The organism is Methylobacterium sp. Leaf111, from assembly GCF_001423285.1.
Lineage (GTDB): Bacteria > Pseudomonadota > Alphaproteobacteria > Rhizobiales > Beijerinckiaceae > Methylobacterium.
The window spans coordinates 199,433-224,590 of record NZ_LMNE01000073.1; the positions used below are offsets into that span (position 1 = coordinate 199,433).

The 25,158-nt window shown below is 72.9% G+C and carries 28 protein-coding genes; 8 read left to right on the top strand and 20 right to left on the bottom strand.

The features are described 5' to 3' along the window. Window positions 1-51 precede the first annotated feature (51 nt). The 5 genes from ASF41_RS22395 to yajC all read right to left on the bottom strand — a co-directional run bounded on the left by ASF41_RS22395 (window position 52) and on the right by yajC (window position 4,509). A complete protein-coding gene (locus ASF41_RS22395; protein ID WP_056274930.1) occupies window positions 52-933 on the bottom strand; it encodes a phytoene/squalene synthase family protein in 882 nt (293 codons plus the stop codon). Window positions 934-946: 13 nt separating this feature from the next. Then, window positions 947-1,336, bottom strand: a complete 390-nt coding sequence (locus tag ASF41_RS22400) for an Mth938-like domain-containing protein (protein ID WP_056497246.1) — start codon at window positions 1,334-1,336, stop codon at window positions 947-949. Window positions 1,337-1,344: 8 nt separating this feature from the next. Then, window positions 1,345-2,292, bottom strand: coding sequence for a protein translocase subunit SecF (gene secF / locus ASF41_RS22405; RefSeq protein ID WP_056222072.1), 948 nt, complete (start codon window positions 2,290-2,292; stop codon window positions 1,345-1,347). Window positions 2,293-2,483: 191 nt separating this feature from the next. Then, on the bottom strand, window positions 2,484-4,094 hold the full coding sequence (gene secD, locus ASF41_RS22410) for a protein translocase subunit SecD (RefSeq protein ID WP_056222070.1): 1,611 nt from the start codon (window positions 4,092-4,094) through the stop codon (window positions 2,484-2,486). A gap of 79 nt (window positions 4,095-4,173) precedes the next feature. After that, window positions 4,174-4,509 carry a preprotein translocase subunit YajC gene (yajC, locus tag ASF41_RS22415; RefSeq protein ID WP_055949106.1) on the bottom strand — a complete coding sequence of 112 codons (336 nt, stop codon included), beginning with the start codon at window positions 4,507-4,509 and terminating at the stop codon, window positions 4,174-4,176. A gap of 270 nt (window positions 4,510-4,779) precedes the next feature. Here yajC and ASF41_RS22420 point away from each other — a divergent pair, with 270 nt between their 5' ends. Next, a complete protein-coding gene (locus tag ASF41_RS22420; protein ID WP_056497249.1) occupies window positions 4,780-5,685 on the top strand; it encodes an ATP-binding protein in 906 nt (301 codons plus the stop codon). 114 nt (window positions 5,686-5,799) lie between these two features. Here the strand turns inward: ASF41_RS22420 and ASF41_RS22425 are convergent, their stop codons facing one another. After that, on the bottom strand, window positions 5,800-6,213 hold the full coding sequence (locus ASF41_RS22425; protein ID WP_056497252.1) for a DUF3597 domain-containing protein: 414 nt from the start codon (window positions 6,211-6,213) through the stop codon (window positions 5,800-5,802). Between the two features lie 364 nt (window positions 6,214-6,577). Here ASF41_RS22425 and ASF41_RS22430 point away from each other — a divergent pair, with 364 nt between their 5' ends. Next, window positions 6,578-7,630, top strand: a complete 1,053-nt coding sequence (locus ASF41_RS22430) for an ABC transporter substrate-binding protein (protein WP_056222058.1) — start codon at window positions 6,578-6,580, stop codon at window positions 7,628-7,630. Between the two features lie 9 nt (window positions 7,631-7,639). Here the strand turns inward: ASF41_RS22430 and ASF41_RS22435 are convergent, their stop codons facing one another. Beyond that, window positions 7,640-8,029 carry a tautomerase family protein gene (locus tag ASF41_RS22435; protein WP_056222055.1) on the bottom strand — a complete coding sequence of 130 codons (390 nt, stop codon included), beginning with the start codon at window positions 8,027-8,029 and terminating at the stop codon, window positions 7,640-7,642. Window positions 8,030-8,143: 114 nt separating this feature from the next. Here ASF41_RS22435 and ASF41_RS22440 point away from each other — a divergent pair, with 114 nt between their 5' ends. Next, window positions 8,144-9,040 (top strand): LysR substrate-binding domain-containing protein, encoded by an 897-nt coding sequence (locus ASF41_RS22440; protein ID WP_056497255.1) that lies wholly within the window; start codon window positions 8,144-8,146, stop codon window positions 9,038-9,040. A 20-nt stretch (window positions 9,041-9,060) separates the two neighbouring features. Here the strand turns inward: ASF41_RS22440 and ASF41_RS22445 are convergent, their stop codons facing one another. Continuing rightward, window positions 9,061-10,617, bottom strand: a complete 1,557-nt coding sequence (locus ASF41_RS22445; protein ID WP_056497258.1) for an ATP-binding protein — start codon at window positions 10,615-10,617, stop codon at window positions 9,061-9,063. 429 nt (window positions 10,618-11,046) lie between these two features. Between ASF41_RS22445 and ASF41_RS22450 the strand changes: the two genes are divergently transcribed. Both ASF41_RS22450 and ASF41_RS22455 read left to right on the top strand, forming a co-directional pair. Continuing rightward, the gene (locus ASF41_RS22450; RefSeq protein WP_056222048.1) at window positions 11,047-11,253 is read left to right on the top strand and encodes a hypothetical protein; all 207 of its coding nucleotides are present in this window, start codon (window positions 11,047-11,049) and stop codon (window positions 11,251-11,253) included. 28 nt (window positions 11,254-11,281) lie between these two features. Further along, window positions 11,282-11,566, top strand: a complete 285-nt coding sequence (locus ASF41_RS22455; RefSeq protein WP_056222045.1) for a hypothetical protein — start codon at window positions 11,282-11,284, stop codon at window positions 11,564-11,566. 58 nt (window positions 11,567-11,624) lie between these two features. Here the strand turns inward: ASF41_RS22455 and ASF41_RS22460 are convergent, their stop codons facing one another. From ASF41_RS22460 to ASF41_RS22495, 8 genes are all read right to left on the bottom strand, one after another. Continuing rightward, the gene (locus ASF41_RS22460; RefSeq protein ID WP_056497260.1) at window positions 11,625-12,668 is read right to left on the bottom strand and encodes a P1 family peptidase; all 1,044 of its coding nucleotides are present in this window, start codon (window positions 12,666-12,668) and stop codon (window positions 11,625-11,627) included. Window positions 12,669-12,753: 85 nt separating this feature from the next. Beyond that, window positions 12,754-13,611 (bottom strand): EamA family transporter RarD, encoded by an 858-nt coding sequence (gene rarD / locus ASF41_RS22465; RefSeq protein WP_056222036.1) that lies wholly within the window; start codon window positions 13,609-13,611, stop codon window positions 12,754-12,756. A gap of 144 nt (window positions 13,612-13,755) precedes the next feature. Further along, window positions 13,756-14,196, bottom strand: a complete 441-nt coding sequence (locus ASF41_RS22470; protein WP_056222033.1) for a hypothetical protein — start codon at window positions 14,194-14,196, stop codon at window positions 13,756-13,758. A 126-nt stretch (window positions 14,197-14,322) separates the two neighbouring features. After that, on the bottom strand, window positions 14,323-14,523 hold the full coding sequence (locus ASF41_RS22475; protein WP_082504748.1) for a hypothetical protein: 201 nt from the start codon (window positions 14,521-14,523) through the stop codon (window positions 14,323-14,325). 231 nt (window positions 14,524-14,754) lie between these two features. Beyond that, window positions 14,755-15,525 (bottom strand): amino acid ABC transporter ATP-binding protein, encoded by a 771-nt coding sequence (locus ASF41_RS22480; RefSeq protein WP_056497263.1) that lies wholly within the window; start codon window positions 15,523-15,525, stop codon window positions 14,755-14,757. Next, window positions 15,522-16,658: an amino acid ABC transporter permease gene (locus tag ASF41_RS22485; RefSeq protein ID WP_056497265.1), complete on the bottom strand. Its 1,137-nt coding sequence runs from the start codon at window positions 16,656-16,658 to the stop codon at window positions 15,522-15,524. Before ASF41_RS22485 ends, ASF41_RS22480 begins: the two co-directional genes overlap by 4 nt. Before the next feature lie 30 nt (window positions 16,659-16,688). After that, entirely contained in the window at window positions 16,689-17,837 is a 1,149-nt protein-coding gene (locus tag ASF41_RS22490; RefSeq protein WP_056497268.1) for an amino acid ABC transporter permease, read from the bottom strand. Between the two features lie 77 nt (window positions 17,838-17,914). Continuing rightward, window positions 17,915-18,928 (bottom strand): amino acid ABC transporter substrate-binding protein, encoded by a 1,014-nt coding sequence (locus ASF41_RS22495; protein WP_056274947.1) that lies wholly within the window; start codon window positions 18,926-18,928, stop codon window positions 17,915-17,917. A gap of 135 nt (window positions 18,929-19,063) precedes the next feature. On the opposite strand from ASF41_RS22495, the gene ASF41_RS22500 reads away from it, so the two are divergent. The 3 genes from ASF41_RS22500 to metC all read left to right on the top strand — a co-directional run bounded on the left by ASF41_RS22500 (window position 19,064) and on the right by metC (window position 20,936). After that, entirely contained in the window at window positions 19,064-19,315 is a 252-nt protein-coding gene (locus ASF41_RS22500; RefSeq protein ID WP_056222016.1) for a DUF4926 domain-containing protein, read from the top strand. Then, window positions 19,312-19,671: a DUF6883 domain-containing protein gene (locus tag ASF41_RS22505; RefSeq protein WP_244476433.1), complete on the top strand. Its 360-nt coding sequence runs from the start codon at window positions 19,312-19,314 to the stop codon at window positions 19,669-19,671. The genes ASF41_RS22500 and ASF41_RS22505 overlap by 4 nt, the downstream gene beginning before the upstream one ends. Before the next feature lie 77 nt (window positions 19,672-19,748). After that, window positions 19,749-20,936, top strand: a complete 1,188-nt coding sequence (gene metC / locus ASF41_RS22510) for a cystathionine beta-lyase (RefSeq protein ID WP_056497370.1) — start codon at window positions 19,749-19,751, stop codon at window positions 20,934-20,936. 669 nt (window positions 20,937-21,605) lie between these two features. On the opposite strand, the gene ASF41_RS22515 is transcribed toward metC, so the two are convergent. From ASF41_RS22515 to ASF41_RS22530, 4 genes are read right to left on the bottom strand one after another with little or no spacing between them, the layout of a single operon-like run. Next, window positions 21,606-22,199 carry a pyridoxamine 5'-phosphate oxidase family protein gene (locus tag ASF41_RS22515; RefSeq protein ID WP_056497271.1) on the bottom strand — a complete coding sequence of 198 codons (594 nt, stop codon included), beginning with the start codon at window positions 22,197-22,199 and terminating at the stop codon, window positions 21,606-21,608. Between the two features lie 2 nt (window positions 22,200-22,201). Further along, window positions 22,202-22,534: a lipid-A-disaccharide synthase N-terminal domain-containing protein gene (locus ASF41_RS22520; protein ID WP_056222010.1), complete on the bottom strand. Its 333-nt coding sequence runs from the start codon at window positions 22,532-22,534 to the stop codon at window positions 22,202-22,204. Between the two features lie 3 nt (window positions 22,535-22,537). Beyond that, window positions 22,538-23,263, bottom strand: coding sequence for a glycosyltransferase (locus ASF41_RS22525; RefSeq protein ID WP_056497274.1), 726 nt, complete (start codon window positions 23,261-23,263; stop codon window positions 22,538-22,540). A gap of 21 nt (window positions 23,264-23,284) precedes the next feature. Continuing rightward, window positions 23,285-25,039, bottom strand: a complete 1,755-nt coding sequence (locus tag ASF41_RS22530) for a glycosyltransferase family 39 protein (RefSeq protein ID WP_056497276.1) — start codon at window positions 25,037-25,039, stop codon at window positions 23,285-23,287. Window positions 25,040-25,158 lie beyond the last annotated feature (119 nt).

Sequence of the window (25,158 nt, forward strand, 5' to 3'; positions counted from 1 at the left end):
ACGGGCGGCTCCTTCGGGGGCCGCCCTTTTTCATGGGCGACCGGCCCGCCCTCAGGCCCGGCGGGAGGCCCGCCAGAGGGTCCAGAGGCGGCGCCAGCGCGGGATCTCGACAACGGTGTTGAGGGGGTCGTAGCCCGGCCGCTCCATGGCGGCGAGGTAGGGCTCCACCAGGGCGACGGCTAAGAAGGCGGGGCGGGCCGCCGGCGCGATGGTGGCGCGGGCCGCCGCGTAGGCCTTGAGGTGGCGGCGGGCCAGCGCCCGGAGATCGGCGGTGGCGCGCAGGAGCCCGGGGCCGCCGCGCCCGGTGACGATGTCCTCGCGGGTGACCCCGTAGGTCTTGAGGATGTCGGCGGGCAGGTAGACCTGGCCGGCCCGGGCGTGCCAGGGCAGCGCGCGCAGGAGGCCGGTGACCCCGTAGGCGACGCCGGCATGCCCGGCGGCGGCCGCCCCGCCGGGCTCGACCCCGTCGCACAGGACGAGGGCGCCGAGGCGGATCAGGGCCGAGACGGTCTCGCCGCAATAGCCCTCGAGGTCGTTCACCCGGGGCATCGGGTCCTCGTAGAGGTCGAAGACCCGGGCGTCGATGAGGTCGACGAAGGGCTGGCGCCCCAGCTTGCGCCGGACGATGGCGTCGTCGAGGGCGGCGGCCACGGGGTTGGCCTTCACGTCGCCGCGGGCCTCGCCCTGGAGGGCGTCGCGCCACCATTGCAGGCGGATCTCGCCGGCCATCGGGTTGGAGGCGGCCTCGCGGACCCGCGCGACGGTGAGGCTGAAGGCGATGAGGGCGAAGAGGTGGGGACGGGCGCTCGCGGGCGCGAAGAGGGTGGCGAAGTAGCGGTCGGGATCGCCCTCCCGGACCAGGGCCTCGCAATGCTGGAAGGCGAAGGTGAGGTTGCCCTCGGCCGGGCTGGTCCGGGTGTCCGAATCCGTCATGTCCCGCAATTCATCATGCGACCGCGATCAGGGCGGCGGCGACCTTGCGGTTCTCCGCCATGAGGATGTTGTAGGTGCGCGCCGCCGCCCCCGTCTGCATCACGTCGAGGCCGATGCCGCCCTCCCTGAGCCAGCGCCGGAGCGCATCAGGAAAAGGCGCGATCTCGAGCCCGGTTCCGATGAGGAGGAGGTCCACCGCCCCGGCCTCGGCGAGGATCGGGCGCAGGCTGTTCCGGTCGATGGCGCGGGGCGCGCCCACGTCCCAGGCCCGGATGCCCGACGGCGTGACCAGGATCGAGCCGCGATGCGACATCTCGGCGAAGCGGAAGCCGCCGTTGCCGTAGGCGTCGATGAGGTGGCGCCCGGGAACGAAGCCGTCGTGCAGGCTGCCGAGGGACGCCATGCCCGCCCCTACTCCGCCGCCTGGGGCACGCGCCCGCCGGCCGGGCGCCCCTGCGCCTTCACGCCCGAGAGCATCAGGCCGAGATAGATCAGCACCGGCGTCGAGACGAAGATCGCCGAGTAGGTGCAGATCACGACGCCGGCCAGCATCACGATGGCGAAGCCCTTGATCGCCTCGCCGCCGAACAGCACCAGGGCGAGCAGCGACAGGAAGGCCGAGGTCGCGGTCATCACCGTGCGCGACATCGTCGAGTTGATGGAGAGGTTGAGGAGCTCCACCGTGGGGATGGTCTTGTAGCGCCGCATCAGCTCGCGGGTCCGGTCGAACACCACCACGGTCTCGTTGAGCGAGTAGCCCACGATGGTCAGGATCGCGGCGATCGAGGTCATGTTGAACTCGATGCGGCTGATGACGAAGACGCCCAGCGTCAGCACGATGTCGTGCAGCGTGCCCACGATGGCGCCGAGCGCCAGCTCCCGCTCGAAGCGGAACCAGAGGTAGAACAGCACGGCGAGCACCGAGAGCACGACGCCGATGGTGCCGGACTGCACGAGCTCGCCCGAGACGCGCGGTCCCACGGTCTCGGTGCGGCGGAATTCGTACTCGGCGTCGAAGGCGGCGTGCGCCTTCTGCATCACGGCGGTCTGGCCCTGCTCGCCCGGCTGCAGGGGGAAGCGCACCAGGACGGTGCCCTCGCCGCCCAGCTCCTGCACCTCCGTCTCGCCGAAGCCGAAGCCGTTGGCGGTGTGGCGGACGGCCCCGACATCGGCCGACTTCGACTTCGCCTGCAGCTCCACCAGGGTGCCGCCCTTGAAGTCGATGCCGAAGTTCAGGCCGACGGTGAGGAACAGCACCACCGTCGCCACCGACAGGAACGCCGAGAGCGGGAAGGTGATGCGCCGGAAGCGCATGAAGTCGACGTGCGACTCGTCGGGCCAGAGGCGGAGCAGGCGCATGATCGGTCTCGGATCTTTCGGCGATGCGGTCGATCGGGCTTCTGCGTGGCCGCGCTCGTCTCCTCCGGGCTCCCCGTCATTCCGGGCTCGCCTGCGGCGCCCCGGAATGACGTGGTGGCGTGGCGACCGAGCGGATCACGCGAAAATCGGATCGACCTCCTCTTGCAAACGGTGAACGGGCGAACGGCGGATTAGAACGGCAGCGCCTTGGGCCGGGCCATGTTGTACCACAGGGCGATCATCATCCGGGTCAGGGTGACGGCGGTGATGACCGTGGTGAGGATGCCGAGGATGAAGACCACGGCGAAGCCCTTCACCGGGCCGGAGCCGAGGAAGAACAGGATCAGGGCGGCGATCGCCATGGTCGAGTTCGAATCGATGATGGTGGCGAAGGCCTTGTCGAAGCCGGCCTGGAGGGCCGACACGATGGAGCGCCCGGCCCGGACCTCCTCGCGCACGCGCTCGTAGATCAGCACGTTGGAATCCACCGCCGTGCCGATGGTGAGCACGATGCCGGCGATGCCCGGCAGGGTCATGGTCGCCTCCAGCACCGACATCAGGCCGAGGATGAGGCCCACGTGCACGATGAGGGCGATGTTGGCGAAGAAGCCGAACACCCCGTAGGTGGCGAACATGAAGGCGATGACGAGGGCGCCGGCCACCAGGGTGGCGTACTTGCCGGCCTGGATCGAGTCGCTGCCGAGGCCGGGGCCGACGACGCGGCGCTCGACCACGGTGAGCTTGGCCGGGAGCGCGCCGGCCCGCAGCAGGATCGAGAGCTCGTTGGCCTGGGCCACGGTGAAGTTGCCGGTGATCTGGCCGGAGCCGCCGGTGATCGGCGTGTTGATGCGGGGGGCCGAGACCACCTCGTTGTCGAGGACGATGGCCATGCGGCGGCCGACATTCTCCGAGGTCGCCTGGCCGAAGCTCTGGGCGCCCTTCAGGTTGAACTTGAAGCTGACCATCGGCTCCTGGGTCTGATGGTCGAAGGCCGGCTGGGCGTCGGTGAGGTCGGCGCCGGAGGCCATCACGCGACGCTCCACGGGGACGCGGGCCCCCTTCTCGTCCTTGGAGGGCAGCAGGTCGACGTCGCCGGAGGGCGAATCCGCCAGCATCCGGAACTCGAGCTTGGCCGTCTTGCCGAGCTGGTCCTCCAGCTTCTGCGGATCCTGGAGGCCGGGGACCTGGACGAGGATGCGGTCGGCGCCCTGCTGCTGGATCGAGGGCTCCTTGGTGCCGCCGAAGTCGATGCGGCGCCGGATGACCTCGATGGCCTGGGTCACGGCCCGGCGCGTCCGGTCGGTCAGGCCCGCATCCGTGAGGGTGAGCTGGATCACGCCCTCGGGCTTCTCGGCGACGGTCAGGGTCTGGCCGCCGCCCTGGCCCACCAGGGCGTTGGAGATCGGCTGCGCGAGCTCGCGCAGCTTCGGCAGCACCTTGGCGCGGGCGGCCTCGTTGGAGATCCGGAGCTGGACGCCGCGCGGGATGATCTGGATGCCGCCCTCCGGCGTCACCCCGCCGGCCTCGCGCAGGACCCGGCGGACGTCGTCGCGCAGGGCCGTGGTCAGGGACTTGGCGAGGTCGTTCTGGTCGACCTCGAGGAGGAGCTGCGAGCCGCCCTGGAGGTCGAGGCCCAGCACGATGGCGCGCTGGGGCACGATCCAGCTGGGGAACCAGCTCGGCAGGGAGGCCATGAAGTGGCTGCGCTGCTCGGCCGAGAAGAAGCTCGGCACGGCGAGGCTGAGGCCGATCAGGATGACGGCCAGCGTCGTGACGATCTTGGTTCTCGAGAAGCGCAGCATCCGCCGGGTCCGTCCTGTGTCCGTTTCCTCAAGGGCGCCGCGGGCCGTGGGCCCGGCCTGCAGCGCCCGGGTCGCCGCCTCAGGCGGCCTTGACCGGCGCGCCCTTGACGCGGACTTCCGAGATCATCGCGCGCACGACCTTGACGCGGACGTTGGGCGCGATCTCGACCTCGATCTCCGAGGCCTCGTCGGCGACCTTGGTGACCCGGCCGACGATGCCGCCAGTGGTCACGACGGTGTCGTCGCGGCGGACGTTCTTGACCATGTTCTGATGCTCCTTCACGCGGCGCTGCTGCGGGCGGAGGATCAGGAAGTACATGATGACGAAGATGAGGACGAACGGCACCACCTGCAAGGCGATGTCCGCTCCGCCAGCGGCCGAGGTGGCCCCTTGCGCGAAGGCGGGGGTGATCAAGCGGGTGACTCCTCAAGGATAAGGCCCGCGCCGCCAGACCCTCGGTCGAGGGGGCGTCCGGGCTTGTCAAAAAGCGCGCGGACTATAGCCAGGGCCTAAGTGAAAGCAACGCCGCCCGGGTGAGGCGAATGGGTCCGGGGCCGCGAATCGCCGGCGGCGGCGCGATTTATCGGGTTCATCGCGGCGCTCCGGCACCGTAAAGCACGGGACCCGCCACGTCTGACCCGCCCTGTCCGCCCCGTCGCGGGACCCGAGTTCGAGGAGCCGTCCATGACCGCCACGCCCCCCGCCGACCCGGCCGTCGATCCGGCAACCCTGGCGGCGTTCCTGCCGGTGCTGGAACGGATCGCCGCCGCCCTGGAGCGCGCCGCCCCCGCCCCGCGCGCGCCCGTCGACCTGACGGAAGCGGACGCCTTCCTGTGGGGGCCGGAGCGCCGGCTGATCCCGGTGCCACGTGTCAACCGGGTGGCGATCGGCCTGCTCACCGGCATCGACCGGGCCCGCGACACCCTGGTGGCGAACACCCGCCTGTTCGCCGACGGCCTGCCGGCCAACAACGCGCTCCTCTGGGGCGCGCGCGGCATGGGCAAGTCCTCGCTGGTCAAGGCGGCGCACGCGGAGATCATCGCGGCGCGGGCGCCCGGCGCCCTCCCCCTGAAGCTGGTGGAGATCCACCGCGAGGACATCGAGGCCCTGCCCGACCTGATGGCGACCCTGCGGGGCGACGCCCATCGCTGGATCGTCTTCTGCGACGACCTCTCCTTCGACGGGGACGACACCTCGTACAAGTCCCTGAAGACGGCGCTGGACGGCGGCATCGAGGGACGGCCCGAGAACGTGCTGTTCTACGCCACCTCGAACCGGCGCCACCTGCTGGCCCGGGACATGGTGGAGAACGAGCGCTCCACGGCGATCAATCCCGGCGAGGCGGTGGAGGAGAAGGTCTCCCTCTCCGACCGCTTCGGCCTCTGGCTCGGCTTCCACAAGTGCAGCCAGGACGAGTACCTGGCGATGATCCGCGCCTATGTCGCGCGCCATGGTCTGCGCGCCGAGCCGGACCGGGTCCGCGCGGAGGCCCTCGAATGGGCGACCACCCGCGGCTCGCGCTCGGGCCGGACCGCGTTCCAGTTCATCCAGGATCTCGCCGGGCGCCTGGGGCAGCGGCTGGAGGGGTGAAGGCGGGTTCCCGCGCCGGCCACCCGGACCACCATGGAAAAGGGGCAGGGAACGCCGTCCCCTGCCCCGACGGCGCGACCCGGATGCAGGCCGCGCCGGATCAGTCGGAAAAGATCAGTCCTTGAGATCGGCCGGCACCTTGCCGCCGTTCTCCTCGAGCTTCTTGATGACCTGCTTGTGCAGCCAGACGTTCATCGTGGCCGAGTCCTCCTTGTCGCCGGTGTAGTGCAGCTCGTCGGCGAGCTGCTTGCGGGCGGTGAGGCTCGAATCGAGGTCGAGGAGCTTCATCAGGTCGACGATCGAGGTGCGCCAGTTCAGGGTCTGCGAATTCTTGGCCACCATGCCGTTGAGCACCTGCTCGACGTCGACGGGGCCGCCGGCCGGGGCGCCGGTGCTGGTCGGGGTCGAGGCGGGGGCGTCCGAACCGCCGGCGGAGGGCTGTGCGTTCGCCTCGGACGGCTTGGCCTGCGCGTCGCCGCCGCCGAACGGATGGAGGATCTTGCTGACGATGCTGCCGAGGAGGCTCATAACAGGTTTCCCTCAATCTCACGTCGGCGGCCGGTGCCGCGACGGGGTGACAACGGGGTGGGTCCGGACCCGTTCCCGTAACGGGACGGATCCCGAAGGCGGCGCGGGCGAATTCGACGGGCTCTCGACCTTGCCGGCCCGCCCGCAACCCTTCGCCGGCGGGAGATTCATCTTCTCCTTCGCGCATGCGGTGGAGATGAAAACGCCAAACATCCGGGGTGGGGCGCCGAGACCGGAGCGGATTCTTGCGCTGACGCCCCGTGCGTGCCACTGCGCGGCATCCTCCTGGCCGGCCCCGCGCCGCCGCACGCCGTCCCGCCGCGTGCGCGCCCGGGTTCGGCCCGCCCCCGACCGGAACCACCCGATGCGCCCGACCCGCCGTACCGTCACCTTCGCCGCGACCTTCTTCGCCGCCACCCTCGCCGCCAGCGCGGGCCTCCTCGCCGCCGGACCGGCCGCGGCGCAGACCGCCGCGCCGGTCCCGGTCCGCATCGGCGTCATCCCGGTGATCGGCGCGGCGCCGATCTTCGTGGCCAACGGCGAGGGCTGGCTGAAGGAGGCGGGCCTCGCACCCACCTTCACCACCTTCGAATCCGGCCCGAACATGATCCAGGCCCTGGCCTCCGGCACCATCGACGTCTACGTCGCCGGCGTCGCGCCGCTGGCCGTCGCCCGCACCAAGGGCATCGACGTGCGGGTGGTGGCCGCCACCGCCATCGAGGAGATGGTGTTCGTGGCCGGCCCGAAGCTCGCGCCCTACTTCGCCGACGGCGCCGACAAGGCGCAGGCCTTCGCGCAGTTCCGGGCCAAGGAGGGCAAACCCGCCCGCCTCGCCACGCAGCCGCCGGGCTCGGTGCCCAACACCACCCTGCAGCACTGGCTCTGGCAGGTGGCCAAGGCCGACAAGGCCAATGCCGAGGTGGTGGCGATGGGCATCGACGCGACCCAGCAGGCCATGCTGGCCGGGGCCGTCGACGGCGCCTCGATCCGCGAGCCGGCGCTCACCATCGTGCAGATGCGCAACCCCGCCATCAAGCTCGTCGCCACCGGGGGCGAGATGTTCCCCGACCAGCCGGGCACCGTGGTGGGCGTGTTCGGGGCCTTCGCCGACAAGAACCCCGCCGCCGTGGAAGGCCTGGTGAAGGCCGTGGTGCGCGCCACCGAGCTCCTGAAGAGCGATCCGGCCCGCGCGGCCAAGCCCGTGGAGGCGGCGCTGGGCAAGGGCATCACCGACACCGCCACCATCACCCGGGCGCTGACCTCGCCGGCGGCGAAGTTCACCGCCGACCCGCGCCAGATCATCGCGGCCACGAAGGCGATGCAGGCCTACCAGGTCTCGATCGGCACCCTCGACAAGGACGTCCCCCTGGAGGGCCTGTTCGAGCCGAAATACTACGAGGCCGCCACGAAGCGCTGAAGGCCCCCGTCAGCCCCGGTCCCGGGCGCGCTGCGCCTGGGTGAGCCCGCCATAGCCCCAGGACTCCGCCGGGACCTCGTTCACCACCGCGTAGGTGGCGAGGGGCAGGCCCGCCCCGAGGGTCTCGGCCAGCAGCCGGTGCGCCGCCGCGAGGAAGGCCGCCTTCTGGGCCGGGCTGTTGCTGCCGGCCGTGACCGTGGCCTCGAGATGGGCCGCGGTTTCCACCGGTTCCGCGCCGATGCTCCAGGCCCCGGGCGCCGTGCCCTCCACCAGCACCGCCGTCAGGTCGGCGCGCTTGCCCAGGACCTCGGCCATCAGGGCGGTGACGCCCCCCTGGAGTGCCTCGCGGGCGCGCCCGCTCGGGGGCGGGCCGGAGAGGGTGACGCGGACGAACGGCATGGGGGCTCCTGCGGGTGGGGGTTCGCGGGGTGTGGTGTTGACCCATCTAGGCTTAGAGGCGCAGCATCGTCGCGAAAATCGCGAAGATCCGAACGGATCGTTTGGGAAAACCGAATGGTCGCCACCAGCCTCGACCTCGATGCCCTGCGCAGCTTCGTCGCCGGAATCGACCTCGGCAGCTTCGCAAAGGCCGCCGACCGCCTCGGCCGCTCGCCGTCCACCCTCAGCCTGCAGCTGCGCAAGCTCGAGGCGCAGCTCGGCCAGCCGCTGACCCGGAAGTCCGGCCGGGGCCTCACCCTGACCGAGGCCGGCGAGGCCCTCCTCGGCCCGGCCCGGCGCCTGCTCGCCCTCAACGACGAGACCCTGGCCCGGCTGCGCGAACCGGCGCTGGCCGGCACCGTCCGCCTCGGCCTGCCGCAGGATTTCGCCGAGACCTGGCTGCCGGGCCTCCTGGGCCCCTTCGCGCGCCAGCACCCCGGCGTGCAGGTGGAGGTGCGGGTGGAGACCAACGCCGCCCTGCTGGCGGGGCTTCAGGCCGGGCGCCTCGACCTCGTGCTGGCCTGGGAATCCGGCGCCGTGCCGTCTGAGGCCTGGCCGGGCCCGGCGCCGCTCGCGCGCCTCGACCTGCCGATGGCCTGGATCGGGCCGCGGGACGGGTTCGTGCGCGCGCCCGACGCGACCCTGCCCCTGGTCGCCTTCGCCGCGCCGTGCCTGTTCCGCCAGGCCGGCCTGCGGGCCCTCGACGGGGCCGCGATCCCGTGGCGGGTCGCCTTCGCGTCGCCGAGCCTGACCGGGCTCTGGGCCGCGGTGGGGGCCGGCCTCGGCATCGCCCTGCGGGTGCCCCACGGGCTGCCGCCGACCCTCCGCGCCCTGGAGCCGGCCGAGGCCAACCTGCCGGCGCTGCCCCGGATCGGTCTGTCGCTGCGGGCCTCGACCGGGCGCCGCTCGCCGGCGCTGGACCGCCTCGCGCAGATGCTGCGCGCGGCGATGGCCCCAGGTCTGTTCAGCTGAGAGCCTGTTCGCCCGCGGGCCTACTCGGCGGCGAACAGGCCCGGCAGGCCGGATTCCGCGGCCGCGGCGCCGGACTTGGCCTCGACCGGCGCCTTCGGATCACCGGGTCCGGTCTCGCAGGCCAGGGCCGGCAGGGCGACGATGCGGTTGCCGCGGTAATCCATGCGGCACACGATGGTGCCGCGGGTCTCCACATAGGCGAGCAGGCGCCGGGCCCGGCCGGGCGAGCGGCTGCCGATCGCCCGGGCCAGGGCCTCGTCGCCGGGACAGGGCTCGCCGGCGAGGGCCGCCCGGGCCAGCAGCAGGAACAGGCCCTGGACCTCGTCCGGCAGGGTGGCGGCGACCCCTTGCGCCTCCTCCCAGCGCCCGTCCGCCTCGTCCGGGGCGACGTCGGCCCCGTCGAACCCGGCCCGGGCGACCCCGAGGCGGCGGCGGAAGGCCGCCAGGCTGATCGCCTCGCCGTCGAGGCCGCGCATGCGGCAGCGCACGAGGAAGTCCTGGTAGACCACCGCCACCGGCTGGCCGCCGGCATCCGGGTCGGCGGCGATGCCGCGCAGGACCGCGTCGAGCCCGGCGCGGATCTCGTCCTCGCTCATCGGCTCGGGCGCCTCCACCGGCTCCGGACGGTAGGCGCTGAGCTCGCGCATCAGATCGGCCGGGGTGGCGCGCGGGGTCGGCGGCGTGCGCGGCGCCGGCGCCCAGGCCAGGGTCGGTTCGTCGGGCGAGCGGGTGAGGATGAGGGCGCGCAGGTCCGCATCCGCCGGGGCGGGCAGCGGCACGAGCTTCGGCGAGCCGGAGCGCGCCGAGGTCGTCACCGGGCCGATGCGCAGCGCCAGGGGCCGCCGGCTCAGGGCCGGGCCCAGCGCCACGAACTCGCCCCGGGACAGGTCGCGAAAGCGCTCGGCCCCGCGCCGGTCGAGGCCGAGGAGGTCGGCGGCGCGGGCCATGTCGATGTCGAGGAAGGTGCGCCCCATCAGGAAGTTGGTGGCCTCGGCCGCCACGTTCTTGGCGAGCTTGGCCAGGCGCTGGGTGGCGATGATGCCGGCCAAGCCCCGCTTGCGGCCCCGGCACATCAGGTTGGTCATGGCCCCCAGCGAGGCCTTGCGGGCCTCGTCGGAGACGTCGCCGGCGGCCGCCGGCGCGAAGATCTGGGCCTCGTCGACCACGATCAGGGCGGGGTGCCAGTGGGTGCGCTCGGCCTCGAACAGCCCGCCCAGGAAGGCGGCCGCGGCGCGCATCTGCGCCTCCATGTCGAGGCTCTCCAGGGTGAGCACCACCGAGACCCGGTGCGCCCGCACCCGCGCGGCGATGGCCTGCAGGTCGGCCTCCCCGTGGGCGCCGTCCACCACCACGTGGCCGTAGGCCTCCGCCAGGGTGACGAAGTCGCCCTCGGGGTCGATCACCACCTGCTGCACCGCGCCGGCGCTCTGCTCCAGCAGGCGCCGCAGAAGGTGCGACTTGCCCGAGCCCGAATTGCCCTGGACCAGGAGACGCGTCGCCAGGAGCTCCTCGAGGTCGAGGCGCGCGGGCTCCGCCCCCGGCCCCATGCTCAGACCCATCTCGATGCCGACCGTCATGCCTGCTCCGGCTCCCGCGCGGAGGCTGGTCCTCCGCACCTCCTGGCTCTCGCACGAAGACCTTAACACGCGCGCCATCGGGCCGGTCCGTCGCGCGGGCCCGGCATCCACAGGCCAGGGGCCGCACCCGGCGCGCAGACAGAGCCGGCAGGCCCCCCTTTGTTCCTCTTTCGTTCGAGGCACCTTGGAGGGCAATGTGGAGGATGAGCCTTTTGTCCTAGGCGCAAGAACCTAGGCGCAATATCCTAGGTATCTTGGCCTTAACCGACGCGATCCCAGAGTCCTATTGGAACAAAGGAGGAACGCGGGCCGGCGCGGAGAGCGGCCGGCGGCGAGGAGCCCCGCAGGCATCACCCCGCAGGCATTAAACTGCACCCGCGGCAAAAGCCGCCCTTGCCGCGTCGCCGGCCTGATCCAGTTAATCCTCCCATGAACCCAGTCCTCGTCGTCGCCCTCGTCTGCGCCTCCACCGTCCAGGCCCCGGATTGCTCGCGGGACACGGCGCTCGACATCATCACGGGCCCCGCCCACACCCTGCAGGAATGCCTGATGCAGGGGCCCGTGCTCGCCGCCAATGCGGGACACGGCAACGACCAGGGCACCTACGTGAAGACGCGCTGCGAGCCGCGGCGCTGACGCGGCGCTCCCGGAGACCGGACACGCCATGGACGACGTCGACCCCGACCGCGCGGTGATGATCCGCCTGCGCGCCCGCCTCGCGGTGGTGGAGCGCGCGGCCTGGTTCGGCCTGGTCCAGGCCATGCGGACGCAGCCCGCCGAGACGGAGGCCTATCTCACGGCCGAGCGGGCCAAGTGCGCGGAGGGCTTCGGCCAGCGCGGCTGGGCCGCCGACCTGACGGAGGCCGAGCGCCGCCTGCTCGGGGCCGAGGTCGATGCCGGCCTCGCCGGCCTCATCGCGGATTCGAAGGCCGAACTCGGCCAGACGTGAACCGGGCCGAGCCCGAATCGCGCCGAGCCTGAACCGGGCCGGCCGCGTTCCGAACCGGTCACGTCCCGAAGCGATCCCGCCAGGCCGGCGGCCCGGCCCATCCGGGCGGCGCCGTCGCGCGATGCACGCCGATCGCCACGGCGCGCGCCAGGGTTCGGGCGGCCGCGTCGCCGATGCGGGCGAGGTCGGTGACGGGGTCGGCCAGCGCCACCCGCCCGGTGGAGACCGCGAAGACGACGTCGCCGTCCAGCGGCGTGTGGACCGGGCGGATCGCCCGGGCGAGGCCGTCCTGGGCCATCACGGCCAGGCGGCGGGCCTGGGCCTTGGTGAGGGCGGCGTCGGTGGCCACCACCGCCAGGGTGGTGCTCGCCCCGGCCAGCGCCTTGCGCGGCGGCCAGGCGAAGGCATCGGCCGGCATCGCGGCGGGCAACCCGAGGCCCCCGAATTCGTCGCCGACCTCGTCGGCGCCGGCCCAGAAATGCGGCCCCTCCCCCAGCATCACCCGGCCGAAGGCGTTCACCGCCACCAGCGCCCCGACCCGCACGGGCGATCCGCTCTCGGCCGGCCCCCCGGCCGCGACGCCGGCGGCCGCGAGGCCCGCAACGACCGCCGAGGCGGAGCCGATGCCGCCCTTCAGGTTGGCGGTGGCCGCCCCCGTCCCGGCCCCGACGGAACCGAGAGCGAACGCCCGCGTGGCGGCGAGGGCCGCCGCGTAGCCGAGGTCGCGGTAGGGCGAGAACCGGCCCCAGGCCTTGTCGCCGCCGTTGAGGAGGTCGAACAGGATCGCGGCCGGCACGATCGGCACCCGCGCCGGGCCGATCGCGAAGCCGCGCCCGGTCTCGGCGAGGTGGGCGACGACGCCCGCGGCGGCGTCGAGGCCGAAGGCCGAGCCGCCGGAGAGCACCAGGGCGTCGATGCGCTCCAGAGTGCGCTCGGGATCGAGGAGGTCGGTCTCGCGGGTGCCGGGGCCGCCGCCGCGCACGTCGACGCCCGCCACCACGGGTTCGTCGAAGAGGAGCGCGGTGACCCCGCTGGCGAGCCGCGGATCGCTGGCGTGGCCGACCCGGAGGCCGGCGATGTCGGTGATGCGGTTGGTCGGCACGGGTCACCTCCTCCCGGGGGGCCAGGATCGCACGCGGCGGGGATCCGGGCGAGGGGTTCGGGGCGAGGGGTTCCGGCGCGGGCCCTCAGCCGGCTCGCGCCTGCCGGGCGGCGCGATAGGCGTCGGCGGCGTAGATCGCCAGCGCCAGCCAGATCAGCCCGAACAGCACCATCCGGTGCGGCTCCAGCCGCTCGCCGTAGACGAGGGTGCTGAGGAGGAGGAGGCAGGAGGGCGCGAGGTACTGCATCAGCCCGAGCGTCGCCAGGGTGAGCCGCTCGGCGGCCGCCGCGAACCAGATCAGCGGCAGGGCCGTGGTGACTCCGGTGAGCAGGATCAGGCCGGCCCGCACGGGGTCGCCCTGGATCACCGGCGGCGCGAAGGCCGCGAGGTAGAGCAGCGCCACCGGCAGGAGCACCAGCGTCTCGGCGGCGAAGCCCACCATGGCGTCGACGCCCACGACCTTGCGGGCGAGCCCGTAGAGCGAGAAGCTGCCGGCCAGCGCGAGCGAGACCCAGGGCAGGCTGCCCGCCAGGGCGACGGCCAGGAGCACGGCGCCGGCGGCCAGCGCCACCGCCGCGGCCTGGACCGGACGCAGGCGCTCGCCCAGCACCAGGGCGCCCAGGCCGACGCTCATCAGCGGGTTGATGAAGTAGCCGAGACTGGCGTCGAGCATGTGCCCGGACTGCACGGCCCGGAGGTAGAGCAGCCAGTTCACGCCGATCAGGCCGGCCGACAGGACGAGGAGCCCGTGCCGGCGCACCAGGGGGAAGGGGGTCCGGATCCGGCGGCGCAGGGCCACGAGCAGGCCGGCGACGAGCAGGCTCGACCAGACGATGCGGTGGGCCAGGATGCTGGGGGCCGGCACGGCGTCGAGCAGGCGGAAATGCACCGGGACCACGAGGCCCCAGCTGAGATAGGCGCCGAGCGCGTAGATCAGACCCAAAGGCCGCCTCCCCTTGCCGCCGGCCCTTTGCCGGCCGCCTCGCCGCGGTCCGCGGGGGGACCGGGCGCGGCTTATAGCAGGCGTTCAGGGACGCGCCCCGTGCGGGATGGCGCATGGCGGGGGCGCTCGGGGCGCCCGGCGGGCTCAGCGCGTGCGCGCGAGGGTGACGGCGGGGTCGCCGCGCATGAGGGCGTTCAGGCGCTCGGTGTCGAAGCCCTCGGCGGTTTTTTTCGCCGGCTTCGGGGCCGGCGCGGCGGCGACCTTGGCCACGGGCTTGGCCGGGGCCCGACCCGCCGTCTCGCGGGCAGGGGTTTCGCGAGTGGTGGAGGCCTTGGGCACGGGCGGACGGGTGACGGTCTGGCGGGCGACGGCGTCGCGCCCGAGGATGTCGCTGATCGAGGGGCCGGTCTCGGCCGGGAGCGCGCCCGTCACGGTGGGCTCGGGCGGGCGGAGCCGGGTGAGGGCGGCCACCGGCACGGCCGCCCGGGGCGCCGGATGGTCGAGCCGGTCGACGCAGGCGAAGGCGATGACCAGGGCGCTGCCGCCGAAGACGCTGCCGACGACGATGTTCCGCAGGATACGCAAGGGACGGGCTTCCCGGATACGCGAGTACCGGGATGGATTTAGCGCATCGGCGTTAACGAACCGGAGCGTCCGGTTTCGCGAACGGTCCTGCGCCGGCACAACTCCGCGCAGGCCGATGCCGGGCGATCACGCGTCTTCGCCATTTCGAAGGAGCGCATCCAACTGTTCCGCCTTCATCCGCTTGATGCGCTTCTCGACCCGACGGTCATAGGTGCGATCGTTCGGATCGAGCCGGGATCGGGCCTTGCGGCCGTAGCGCTGGACGAAAAGCTGCAGGTCCGCAGCCTCTCGGGCCTTCCGGTCCATCAGCTTCGTCGACAGTTCCATCCCCGTGATCGTCCCAGGCGATGCGAATGATGATAGACACCTACGATTGCAACTCTGGTTTGTAAATACGCCTTGCGGCCGTCCGAGCCCCTGCAGACCGTTGCAGGTTGCAGCCCGTCCATGACGCTCGTCCATGACATGGGGCCTTCTCCCCATCCTCGGACATCGCTCGCCCTGAAATCCCCTCGTGGCCCTTGCGACGAGGATTTGAGAGAGAGGACCTCCCGTCCCTCAGAGGAGACGCGCGAGAAATTCCCGGGTGCGGGGATGCTCGGGCCGGTCGAAGAAGGCCTGCGGCGGCGCGACCTCGACGATCTGGCCCGCGTCCATGAACACCACCCGGTCGGCGACCCGCCGGGCGAAGCCCATCTCGTGGGTGACGCAGAGCAGGGTCATGCCGCGTCCCGCGAGATCCGTCAGGGCGTCGAGCACCTCCTGCACCATCTCGGGATCGAGGGCCGAGGTCGGCTCGTCGAACAGCATCACCGCCGGGTCGAGGCAGAGGGCGCGGGCGATGGCCACCCGCTGCTGCTGCCCGCCGGAAAGCTGGCCGGGGTAGCGGTCCGCCAGATCCGCGACGGCGAGGCGTTCGAGTTCGTCCCGCGCCCGCGCCTCGGCGGCCCGGCGCCCGATGCCGCGCCCGTGGATCGGCGCCAGGGTGCAGTTCTCCAGCACGGTGAGGTGGGCAAACAGGTTGAAGTGCTGGAACACCATGCCGACGGTCCGCCGCACCGCCGGGATGCGGGCCGGGGTGAGGTCCTGGCCGGCGACCCGGATCGTGCCGCCCTGGTGGGCCTCGAGGCCGTTGACGCAGCGGATCAGGGTCGACTTGCCCGAGCCCGAGGGGCCGCAGATCACGATTCGCTCGGATTTCGCCACCGTGAGGGAGACCTCGCGCAGGACGTGGGCGGTGCCGAACCATTTGTTCACGCCGCGGAACTCGACGGCGGGGGTCTTGAGATCAGGGGTCTCGGGATCCGGGGTCGCGGCGCCGTCCGTCACAACCGGCCCCGCTCGCCGGCGCCCAGACGCCGCTCGATGAAGGCGGCGTAGCGCGCCATGGAAAAGCAGACCGCGAGGTAGAACAGGGCCGCGAAGGCGTAGGCCGTGGCGGGGATCGTCGGCGCCGACCAGCGCGGATCGGCACGCGCCGCCTCCAGCACCCGGATGAAGTCGGCCAGACCCACGATGGAGACGAGCGTCGTGTCCTTGAACAGGCCAATCAGGGTGTTGACGATGCCGGGCACCACCACCTTGAGGGCCTGGGGCAGGATCACGAGGCGCAGGGCCTGCCATCGGGTGAGGCCCAGCGCCAGGGCCGCCCGCCCCTGCCCCTCGGGGATCGCCTGCAGGCCGCCGCGCACCACCTCGGCCATGTAGGCGGAGGCGAACAGCGCGATGCCGACGAGCGGGCGCACCAGCCGGTCCACCGTGAGGTCCCCGGGCAGGAACAGCGGCAGCATCACGTTGGCCATGAACAGCACGGTGATCAGCGGCACCCCGCGCCAGAACTCGATGAAGCCGATGCAGGCGTATCGCAGCACCGGCAGTTCGGAGCGCCGCCCCAGGGCCAGCAGGATGCCCAGCGGCAGCGCGGCGACGATGCCGACGAGCGAGACCACCAGGGTCACCAGCATGCCGCCCCACAGGCTGGTGGCGACGGGGGCGAGGCCGAAGACGGAGGCGCCCGAGAGCAGCCAGACCGACAGGATCGGGCCCACCAGGAAGACGAAGACCGCCCCGAGGCCGCGCTTGGGCGCGTCGAGCCACAGCATCCAGACCGCGCTGAGCGCTACGAGGCCGAAGAACAGGTTCGGCCGCCAGCGCTCGGCCGCCGGGTAGGAGCCGTAGACGAGGTAGTTGATCTTGTCGCCGATGAAGGCCCAGCAGGCGCCCACCGGGTGCCCGGCGGTCGCCGGCCGGCAGGCCTCGCCCGACGTCCCGCTCCAGACCGCGTCGGTGACGAGGAAGCGGATCGCCGGCGGCAGCAGGAGCGCCAGCCCGGCCAGGACCACCAGGGTGGCGAGCGTGTTGCCGGGGCCCGAGAACAGGTTGTCCCGCAGCCAGCCGACGGGGCCGCCGGTCCGGCGCGGCGGCGGGGCCGGGGGCAGCAGGGTCTCGCGGACGATGGTCATGGACAGACCGGACTCATGGGGACCCCGGATTCATCGCATCCCCGGGGCCGCGCGGCGGTTGTAGGCGTTCATCAGCGCGGCGAGGCCGAGGCTCAGGGTCAGGTAGACCGCCATGGTGATCGCCACGACCTCCACGGCCTGGTTGGTCTGGTTGAGCACCGTGCCCATGAAGACGTGGACGAGGTCGGGATAGCCGATCAGCACGGCCAGGGACGAGTTCTTCGTGATGTTGAGGTACTGGCTGGTGAGCGGCGGCACGATCACCCGCATCGCCTGGGGAATCGTGACGAGCGCCAAGGTCTTGGCCCGGCTCAGGCCCAGGGCGGCGGCCGCCTCCCCCTGGCCCCGGGCCACGCTGTTGAGGCCGGCGCGCACGATCTCGGCGATGAAGGCCGCCGTGTAGGTGGAGAGCCCGAGGAGCAGCGCGGCGAATTCCGGCAGGATTCCGAGCCCGCCCTCTGGTCCGTAGGGACCGGGCGCCGGCCAGGCGACCGGCACGGGGTGCCCGGCGCGGGCGAGACCGATCCAGGCGAGCGCCGGCAGGCCGAGCACCAGGGCGAGGGCCGGCCCCACGACCGGGCCAGGCGCGGCCCCGGCCTCGACGCGGCGGGCCCTGCGGAACGCCCAGGCGCCCGACAGGACGATCCCCGCCAGGACGGCTGCGGGCACGAGCCAGGCGACACCGGAAAATTCCGGGCGGGGCAGGACCAGCCCGCGCTGGCTGAGATAGGCCCCGCCCCAGGCCGCCGGACGCTGCGCCTCGGGCAGCGCCACCCGCACGGCCACGTACCAGACCAGGAGCTGGAGCAGCAGCGGCAGGTTGCGCAGGGTCTCGACATAGGTGGCCGCCAGGGTCCGGACGAGCCAGTTCGGCGACAACCGGGCGATGCCCACGGCGAATCCGATCAGCGTGGCCAGCCCGATGGCGAGGCCCGAGACCAGCAGGGTGTTGAGGAGCCCGACGCGGAACGCGTCGAGATAGGTCGCGGTCGCGGCGGCGTAGGGGATCAGCCGCTGGCTGATGTCGAACCCCGCCGAGCGTCCGAGGAAGCCGAAGCCGGCGGTGATGCCCTGGCGCGCGAGTTTTTCGGACGCGTTGGTGGCGGCGACATACGCGAGCGCGGCGAGCGCGAGCGCGACGAGGGCCTGGAGCGCGAGGGCGCGCGGGGATCGAGGCACGCGCCGACCTCCCCGTGCACCCCTCCCCCCGCTGCGGGGGCGGGTCCGCCCGGACGCGCGGTCCATCCCGTCCCCCCTCACCGGATCGGCGGCCCGTAGTGCAGGCCCCCGTTCGTCCAGAGCGCGTTCAGCCCGCGCGGGATCTTCAGGGGCGTCCCGTCGCCGAGGTTGCGGGCGAAGACGTCGCCGTAATTGCCGACGTGGCGGACGATCCGGTAGGCCCAGTCGCCGGTCAGCCCGAGGCCCTGGCCGTACTTGCCCTCCAGCCCGAGGATGCGCTTGACGTCCGGGCTCAGGGTCTCGCCCCGGAGCCGGTCCACGTTCTCCTGCGTGATGCCCGCCTCCTCCGCGTCGAGCATGGCGTAGTGGGTCCAGGCGACGAGGTCGCGCCAGGCATCGTCGCCCTGGCGCACGCCGGGCGCGAAGGGCTCCTTGGAGATCGCCTCGTCGAGGATCACGTGCGCCTCCGGGTGGGCGGTCTTCAGGCGCTCGCCGAAGAGGGAGGACTTGTCCGTGGAGTAGGCGTCGCAGCGGCCGGATTCGTAGGCGCCCAGGGTCTGCTCGCTGTTGGCGAAGGTGACCACCTGGTAGGTCAGCCCGCGGGTGCGGAACCAGTCGGCGGTGTTGAGCTCCGTGGTGGTGCCCTGCTGCAGGCAGATCGTGGCCCGGTCGAGTTGCTTCACCGCCGTGACGTTCAGGGATTTGCGCACGAGAAACCCCTGCCCGTCGAAGAAGGTGATCACCGGGAAGTTCATCGCGGCGGTGTCGCGCGACAGGGTCCAGGTGGTGTTGCGGGCGAGCACGTCGATCTCGCCCGATTGCAGGGCGGTGAAGCGCGCGGCCGAGGATTGCGGGATGAAGCGCACCGCGTCGGGATCGTCGAAGATCGCCGCGGCGAGCGCCCGGCAGAAATCCACGTCGAGCCCGTGCCAGCGCCCCTGCCCGTCCGGCATGCTGAAGCCCGCCACCCCGCCGCTGACCCCGCAGACGAGGTGCCCGCGCGCCTTGACCTGGGCGAGGGTGTCGCCTTGCGCGAGCGCCGGAGACGCGGCGAGCAGGGCGGCGAGGAGCGGGATCGACAGGGATCGCATGCGCGCATTGCAGGGCATCGGCGGCCGGGGTCAAGCCAGGGACCCAGGCGTCGGGCCCAAGACCAGGGGGCCCCAAGACCAAAGGATCGGGCCGCGTGGCTTGTCCGGCCGGCACCCGCCGGATATCCTTCGCCCATGTCCGTCGAAGTCTTCTATCTCCTGCGAAAGGACGAGCCTGGGGTCGATCTCCGGGAACTCGATGACGTCGTGCTGCTGGCCGACGCGCGGACGGATGACGGAACACTGATCCAGGCCGGCACGGAGGGAACCGTGGTGGCCGTCTGGCAGGACGGATCAGCCTACGAGGTCGAGTTCGCCGAGCCCGAAGGCGCCCTCGCGACGGTTCGGGCCACCGGAATCAAGCGGATCGGGCGCCGGGCGGCTTGAGCGGGCCGGCGGCCTCTCCGACGCGGTTCACGATCCGCAACAACAAGCTCGTCGACTACCTGTTGGACCTCTCCCATCCACGGGGCGGCTCGAAGGCACGCTTCTTCCTGGCCTTCGGCTTCAGCCGGGACAGACCGATGGAACTTGCCGACGCCCTGGCCGACCACGTCCTCAGGACGGAGGGACGCCCGCAGAATCTGACGGAGAACGGCCCGACCAAGCTCGTCTTCGAAGGGCGGCTTCGCGCGCCGAACGGCCGGGAGCCCTGGGTGCGCTCGGTCTGGCAAGTCGAGGCCGATGGCGTCGCCAGGCTCGTGACGGTCGTTCCCCTGAGGCGCGCGGACGAGGAGGCCTGATCCGGCCGCCCGGCTTGACGCCGGCGCGCGGGCCGGGCTTCGGTCGCCGCACGCTCACCCCTCGCCCACCGGTGCCGATGTCGAACACCCCTCCCCGCGACCCCGCCCGCTTCGGGGCGAGCACCCGCCTCGTCCATGCGGGGCGCGATCCCTCCGCCCAGCACGGCTTCGTCAACACGCCGATCTATCGCGGCTCGACGGTGCTGTTCCCGACCTACGACGACCTCCAGCACCGGCGCGGGCGCTACGATTACGGCACCTCCGGCACGCCGACGACGGATTCGCTGACCCAGGCCTGGAGCGAGCTCGCGGGCGCGGCCGGCACCGTGCTGACGCCGTCGGGCCTCGCCGCCCTGACCGTGGCCCTGATGGCGGTGGTCTCGGCCGGCGACCACCTGCTGGTCAGCGATTCCGCCTACCGCCCCACCCGCATCTTCTGCGACGGCGTCCTGAAGCGCTTCGGGGTCGCGGTCGAGTACTACGATCCCCTGATCGGCGCCGGCATCGCCGACCGGATGCGCGACACCACCAAGGCCGTGCTGGTGGAGGCCCCGGGCTCGCAGAGCTTCGAGATGCAGGACGTGCCGGCCATCGCCGAGATCGTGCACGCCCGGGGCGCCGCCGTCATCATGGACAACACCTGGGCGACGCCGCTGCTGTTCCCGCCCCATGCGCGGGGCGTCGACATCGCGGTGGAGGCCGGGACCAAGTACCTCTCCGGCGGCTCGGACCTGCTCCTCGGCCTGACCTCGGCCAACGCGCAATACTGGCCGGCCCTGCACCGGACCTTCGAGCACTTCGCCATGTGTCCCGGCCCGGAGGACGTGTTCCTGGCCCTGCGGGGCCTGCGCACCATGGCCCTGCGCCTGCGCGAGCACGGGGCCCAGGGGCTCGCCATGGCGCGGTGGCTCCAGGCCCGGCCGGAGGTGGCCCGCGTGCTCCATCCAGGCCTGCCCGACGATCCCGGCCACGCCATCTGGAAGCGCGACTTCGCCGGCGCCTCGGGCCTGTTCGGCGTCATCCTGAAGCCCGCCCCGGAGCGGGCCGTGGCGGCGATGCTCGACGGGCTCGAGCTCTTCGGAATGGGCTTCTCCTGGGGCGGCTTCGAGAGCCTCGTCATCCCGTTCGACTGCAGGACCTACCGCACCGCCACCCGGTGGGCCCCCGAGGGCCCGGCCCTGCGCTTCCACATCGGCCTGGAGGATGTTGCGGATCTGCAGGCGGATCTCGACGCGGGGTTTTCGCGGTTGCGCGCGGCGCTGTGAGCGGTCGCCGGCACGACGAAGCCGCAACGGGTTTCTCCGCTCCGGCGCCGGCGGCCCCACCGCCGCCACCGAAAAACATTGACAATATTCCTATTGTGTGGTTCAGTCCGGGCACTCGCCTCCCACGCGGGAGGCCCCCCGGCGGACCGGGCCGGGGGGCTCGGGGGGAGGAGACGGCGCCCCGCGTCGATGGCCCGGTTTCGCCATCGCCCCGGGCCGCATCGGCGACGCAAGGCGTCTCGGACGGGAAGGCCGCAGGGCTGCAAGGCCGCACGGCTGCACCCGGTCCCCTGAGGCGCACCGAGAGAGCGGACGGCCCGCCCACTACGAGGCGGGCTCGGGGCCACGCGCCCTGATCAGACGGCCGCCGGACCGCGCCGCCCGCCAGGGCGGCGGATCCGGAGGGGGGCTGCCACAAGCCGGGTCGCCGGTGCCGAGAAGACGTCGTGACGAACCGGATCGGCCCCGCGAGGGGCCGGGCCGAGGGACGCCGGGGGACCGGCATACCTGTTTCCAAAACGTGGTCTCGCGGCGTCCCGCGTCTCCCGTTTCGCCGGGCGTTCATTCCGCCCGGTCTCCGTGGGTCATCCCCCGCGCCGGCCCCGGCGGCGGGGCCGCGTCCCCGTGGCCGGGCCGCTCAACGCCCGGCGGCTCGGGGGCGGCGCGCCCTCAGGGCGCCAGCCAGACCCCGCGCCAGCCGTCGGCCCGCGCCCAGGCGGCCCGGCGGTGGCCGCGCCGGTCGAGGTAGAGGAATTCGAGGCGGGCGAGCGTGACCACCACGGCGCAGAAGTTCGGCCGGCCGAGGGTCAGGGCCGTCTCGGGGTCCGGCAGGGTGTAGGCATCGCCCGCGGGCAGGCGCGCGCCGGGGGCGGGGTCGGCGCCGTAGCAGACCCGGCTCATGGCCATCGACCCGGCCCAGGCCGCGTCGGCGTGCGCGTCGTCGACGTGGAGCGTCGCCGGGCCCGACGCCCGGATCTGGATCTTGGCGGCGGAATCGTAGCCGTGCAGGGCCGCATGCCCGGAGGCCGCGATCTCGGAGGCCTTGTCCGAGCGGCGGTCGCAGTGGAAGCGCAAGGCGCCGGCCACCGGGTCGGCGTGCCGCAGCACCACGGTGCGCACCTGCGGGTGCCCCTGCGCGTCGACGGTGGCCAGCGCCGGCATGTGGAAGGCGTTGCGGCGCAAGGCGGGCCCCTCGACCAGCAGGCGCCAGACCTCGGCGAGGGCCGCGTCCAGGTCGTCGTGGAAGGGCGGCAGCGGGTCCATGGTCAGGGTGCCGCCCGGGCGGCGCGGCGCTCGCGCAGGATCAGGGCGACGTTGCGCAGGTAGATGAAGGTCGACAGCGCCTGCCCGAAGATGATCACCGGCTCGCGCCGCACGAGGCCGTAGACCAGGGTCATCAGGCCGCCCGCGATGGAGAGGAACCAGAAGGCGAGCGGCATCACGCTCTTGCCCGCCCGCTCGGAGGCGAGCCACTGCACCACGAAGCGGGCGCCGAACACCGCCTGGGCCAGGATGCCGAAGACCAGCCAGGCATCGAAGCGGGTGACGAAGACGTCGTAGACGTAGCCGCGCACGTCCTCGGCGAGCTGGATCAGCATGGCTCAGGCTCCCGTCACGTCCGTGACCCGCGGCGTCACGCGCTTGCGCCGGATCAGCCACCACACCCCGGCCAGGTCGAGGAGCCCGACCCAGAGGCGGTCGAACAGGCCGTATTTCGAGGTGCCGGTGAAGCGGGGCCGGTCGACCACGTCCCGGTGGACCACGCCGAAGCCCTCGCGGGCGACCAGCGCCGGCATGAAGCGGTGCTGCCCGTCGAAGAACGGGAGCGTCCCGTAGACGTCCCGGCGCACGAGCTTGTAGCCGCAGCCGGTGTCGCGGGTGGCGTCCTTCAGGATGCGCACCCGGACCCCGTTGGCGATCCGCGACTGGAGGCTCTTCAGCCGCCCGTCCTTGCGCCCGACGCGCTGGCCCTGGGCGAGGCCGACCCGCGCGCCGCCCGCCTCGATGGCCTCGAGCAGGGGCGCCAGGAAGGCCGGGTCGTTCTGGCCGTCGCCGTCCATCAGGGCGCAGACCGGCGCCCGCGCCACCGCGATGCCGCTGCGGATGCCGGCCGCCTTGCCGGCGGTGCGGTCGTGGGCGAGCACCCGCAGCCAGGGCCGCCCGGCTTGCGCCGCCCGCAGGGCCTCGGCGGTGCCGTCGGTGGAGCCGTCATCGACGTAGATCACCTCGAAGGGCGCCAGGGGCGCGCAGGCGGTCTCGAGTTCGGCGACGAGGCTCGCGATGTTGCCGGCCTCGTCCTTCACCGGGATGATCACGGAGAGGCGCATGGAGGTTCGATCCGAGGGAGGTCAGGGCGTCGCCGCGTAGGCCGAGAGGTCGACCCGGCGTCCGCCGTTGATGTTGAAGCCCGAGACGGTGCCGACCCGGTTGGGCGCCAGCCCGGCGGCCTTGACGGCGGCGTCGAACTCGCTCGCGAACCGGCCCTCGACGTAGACGAGGCGGCAGGCGTCCCCCTTGAGCGAACCGTCGCCCTTCAGGAAGTCCGCGGCCTCCGTGCCGGTGCCGAGCATGGCGAGGTCGGTGCCGATCAGGAAGACGAAGCTCGGCTCGCGGTAGCCGAGGCTGGCGACGCGGGGATGCGGGCAGGGCAAGGCATCGCGGATCGCCGCGAGGCGGGGCGAGACCTTGAGGGCGGCCATCACCGGCTGGGTCAGGCCGAACACGGCCGGCGAGAGCAGCATCGACGCCAGGACGCCGAGGCCGAGGGCGCGCTCGGGCAGGCCGCGGGCGAAGGCGCGCCAGGCCAGGGCGGCGACGGCGCTGGCGCCGAGCAGCAGGGGCAGCCCGGCCCAGGGCAGGGTCCGGTCGTAGGCGAAGGCGAAGGCCGAGAGGCCGAGGGTGAGGCCGACGGGGATCAGCACCACGAGCCCGGCGGTGAGGCGCGCGCCCCGGCGCTCGGGGTGCAGGGCGCCCGCGGCCAGCGCCCGCACGGTGAGGATGGCGATGGCCGGCATCAGCGGCAGCACGTAGTGGGGCAGCTTGGTCGGCACGATCTCGAACAGGATCCAGGTCGGCACGATCCAGGCGAGGAGGAAGGCGATGGCGGGCTCGCGCCGGTAGCCCCAGGCGAAGGGGGCGCTGAGCGCCGCGAAGGCGGCACCCGGCCAGAAGGTGCCGAAGAACGCCACCAGGTAGGCGCCGGGCGGGGCGAAGTGCTTCTCCGAGCCGCCCTGGACCTTGCTCAGCATGTCGTGGCCCACCGCCTCCCCGTAGAAGGCGCCGCCGCTCTTCCAGGTGATGGCCGCGAACCAGGGCGCCACGATCAGCAGGGTCAGCGGCAGGCCGAGGCCGGGCCGCAGGGAGCCGAGCCAGCGGCCGGAGCGCCACCGCAGCGAGAGGATCAGGGCCGGCAGGCCGCAGAACAGCGGCACCATCGGGCCCTTGATCAGGATGCCGAGGGCGAGGCCGAGCCAGAAGGTCAGCACCGTGGCCGTGTCGAGGGGGCCCTCGACGCGATGCCCCTCCGCGCGGTCGCGCCGGAGCCAGGCCCGGGCGAGGCCGCCGAAGGTCGCCACGGCGCAGGCGCAGAGCAGCGCGTCGGTCTTGGCCAGGCGCGCCTCGGCCGAGAGCACGACGCAGGCCCCGAACAGGGCGGCGGCGAGGACGGCGCCCCGCCGGGGCAGGAAGACCAGGGCCGACCAGTAGGTGAGGAGCACCGCCCCGATGGCGCCCAGCAGGGACGGGATGCGGTAGAGGCCGATGGTGGTGCGGGCGTTCGGCACGCCGAGCGCCTCGGCGGCGCCGACCACGGCGGCCTGGGCCCAGTAGATGCCCACGGGCTTCTTGTGCCGGGCCTCGGCCTGGAAGCGGATGTCGACGAGATCGCCGGTCTCCAGCATCTGCTTGGAGGCCTGGGCGAAGCGCGGCTCGTCCCGGTCCATGGGCTGGAGCGAGACGATCCCGGGCAGGAAGCAGACGAGGCAGAGGGCCACCAGGAGGGCGCAGGCCCGGGCATGGCTCCGGGCCGCGGCGGACAGGAGGCTGTCCGGGAACGCGAAGGCGTCCCCACGGGCCGGGCGGGGCACGGTGGCGCGGTCGGTCATGCGGGCGGATGGGCCGTCAGGGGGGACATACGCGGCTCCGGACCGGCACCCGACCCGGGAATCCGGTCGCTGATTCCGGTCGATGCCGCGAGGCCGGCGGTGTCGATGATGCGGCCGGG